3 protein-coding genes are annotated in these 2,471 nt (G+C 63.2%); all 3 read left to right on the top strand.

The genetic code is table 11. The features are described 5' to 3' along the window. Positions 1-99: 99 nt before the first annotated feature. The 3 genes from ACFFJC_RS21240 to tnpC are packed head-to-tail and all read left to right on the top strand — an operon-like array spanning position 100 to position 2,446. Complete coding sequence (locus ACFFJC_RS21240) at positions 100-429, top strand: transposase (RefSeq protein ID WP_379489239.1); 330 nt, start codon at positions 100-102, stop codon at positions 427-429. After that, positions 426-773: an IS66 family insertion sequence element accessory protein TnpB gene (tnpB, locus tag ACFFJC_RS21235; protein ID WP_069063899.1), complete on the top strand. Its 348-nt coding sequence runs from the start codon at positions 426-428 to the stop codon at positions 771-773. The genes ACFFJC_RS21240 and tnpB overlap by 4 nt, the downstream gene beginning before the upstream one ends. A gap of 59 nt (positions 774-832) precedes the next feature. Further along, complete coding sequence (gene tnpC, locus ACFFJC_RS21230) at positions 833-2,446, top strand: IS66 family transposase (protein WP_379489238.1); 1,614 nt, start codon at positions 833-835, stop codon at positions 2,444-2,446. Positions 2,447-2,471 lie beyond the last annotated feature (25 nt).

The raw sequence follows: 2,471 nt of genomic DNA, 5'->3' as shown, positions 1-2,471 counted from the left end.
GTATCGCTCCGGTGAGGGCCGCCTTGCGGTGATTGGCTGATATTTCGAGATGGCACCGGTGCAAGCGCTGGTGTTTGCACCGGTACTAGGGACGGTGCGATGAGTCAGATCACGGTAATTTCAGGCCCGGAGCGGCGGCGGGTGTGGACCGACCAGCAGAAGCGCGAGTTGGTCGCTGCGGTTTCGGTGCCCGGCGCGAACGTGGCGGAGATTGCCCGCCGTGCTGATCTTCGGCCGAACCAGATCTACAGATGGCGGCGGCAGATGGGTCAGGCAGTGCAGAGCTTTGCAGAGGTGCAGGTGCAGCCCGATCCAGTGCCGGTGATCGGATCGGCGATCATCGTGGAGTTCGAGCGGGCGATCGTACGCATCCCCGCTGGCGCATCACCTGGGTTGGTGTCGGCAGTGCTGCGGTCGGTCAAGCCGTGATCCCAGTTCCCTCTGGCGTCCGGATCTGGATCGCGACCGGGCATACCGATATGAGGAAGGGCATGCGATCCCTGGCCCTGCAGATACAGCAGAGTTTCAGGCGGGATCCCCATGCCGGTGATCTCTATGTCTTCCGAGGGCGCCGTGGCGACCTGTGCAAGATCCTGTGGCATGATGGCATTGGCATGTCGCTCTATGCCAAGCGCCTGGAGCGCGGGAAGTATATCTGGCCATCGGCTGTAGACGGGGTGATTGCCATCTCCGCCTCCCAGTTGGCTTGCATGCTGGAGGCGATCGACTGGCGTAATCCGCAAGCAACCTGGCGGCCGACACTGGCCGGATAATCGATGTCGAAGAGCTAAAAATCTAGAGATTCCGGTGCTTTTCTGCTATGCCTTTGGGCATGGGTGACGCGGCGCAAGCAGAGATCCGGAGCCTTCGCGCGCAGCTTGCCGCAGCCCAGGCGGTCGCCGCTGAAGTGGCCCGGATCAAGGCGATCAACGCAGACCTGGAAGCCCGCAATGCCCTTCTCGAACTGCAGAACGAGAAGATGCGTCGTACCCTTTTTGGCCAGCGATCCGAACGCACGCGCCATCTGCTCGACCAGATGGAACTGACCTTCGAGGAGTGCGAGACCGCTGCCAGCGAAGATGAGCTTCTGGCTGCCCTGGCAGCGGCGAAGACCAACGTCGCACCGTTCGAGCGCAAGCGGCCCGCCCGCAAGGCCTTGCCCGAGCATCTGCCGCGCGAGCGCGTCGTCATCGCCGCGCCCGATGCCTGCCCCTGCTGCGGCTCGGAACGGCTGTGCAAGCTGGGTGAGGATATCACCGAGACGCTTGAGGTCGTGCCGCGACAGTGGAAGGTGGTTCAGACCGTGCGGGAGAAGTTCTCCTGCCGGGATTGTGAGAAGATCACCCAACCGCCGGCGCCGTTCCATGTGACGCCCCGTGGGCTATTTGGCCCCAGCTTCCTGGCGATGCTGCTGTTCGAGAAGTTCGGTGCGCATCAACCGCTTAACCGCCAGCGTGACCGCTATGCCCGCGAGGGCGTGGACCTGAGCCTTTCGACCCTGGCCGATCAGGTCGGCACCTGCACCGCTGCGCTGATGCCACTCTATCTGTTGATCGAGGCGCATGTCCTGGCCGCGGAGCGGCTGCATGGCGACGATACCACGGTGCCGGTGCTGGCCAAGACCAAGACCGATACAGGCCGGATCTGGACCTATGTCCGGGATGATCGACCTTTTGGCGGACCGGCACCGCCCGCAGCGATCTTCCATTATTCCCGCGACCGGCGGGGCGAGCATCCTGTGGGCCATCTGCGCAGTTGGAGAGGCATTCTTCAGGCCGATGCCTATGCCGGCTATAACGCCCTGTTCCATGGCGACCGCCTGCCGGCGCCGCTGACCCGCGCCCTTTGCTGGAGCCACGCGCGCCGTTATTTCTTCGAGCTGGCCGATATCGCCGCGCAGCTCAAGAAGCGCCGCAAAAAGGCCGCCATCTCGCCGCTGGCCGTAGAAGCGGTCCGCCGTATCGACGCGATCTTCGACATAGAGCGCGCCATCAACGGCAGATCCGCCCAGGAGCGTCTCACCCTTCGGCAGGAACTCAGCGCACCGCTGGTTGCCGATCTGGAAGAATGGATGTGCGACAACCGGTCGAAGCTATCGAAGAACAGCGATGTGGCCGAGGCCATGGATTATATGCTCAAGGCGTGGCCTGCCTTCACCGCATTCCTCGACGATGGCCGCATCTGCCTGACGAACAACGCGGCGGAACGGGCGCTTCGAGGCATAGCCCTGGGCAGAAAATCATGGCTCTTCGCTGGTTCAGATCGCGGCGGCCAGCGCACCGCCTTCATGCTGAGCCTCATTGGCACGGCGAAGCTCAACGACATTGATCCGCAGGCCTGGCTCGCCGACATTCTCGCGCGCATCGCCGACATCCCCCAGAACCGTCTCCAAGAACTGCTTCCCTGGAATTGGCGAGCCGCCGAATATCAACGCGAAGCCGCCTGATCCGCGGTTCTCACCGGATGCTTAC

Origin of the sequence: Novosphingobium soli (assembly GCF_042432915.1) — a bacterium.
Classification (GTDB): domain Bacteria; phylum Pseudomonadota; class Alphaproteobacteria; order Sphingomonadales; family Sphingomonadaceae; genus Novosphingobium; species Novosphingobium soli.
Note: the sequence above shows the minus strand (reverse complement) of the source record. Positions and strands in the feature narration are given on the sequence as shown.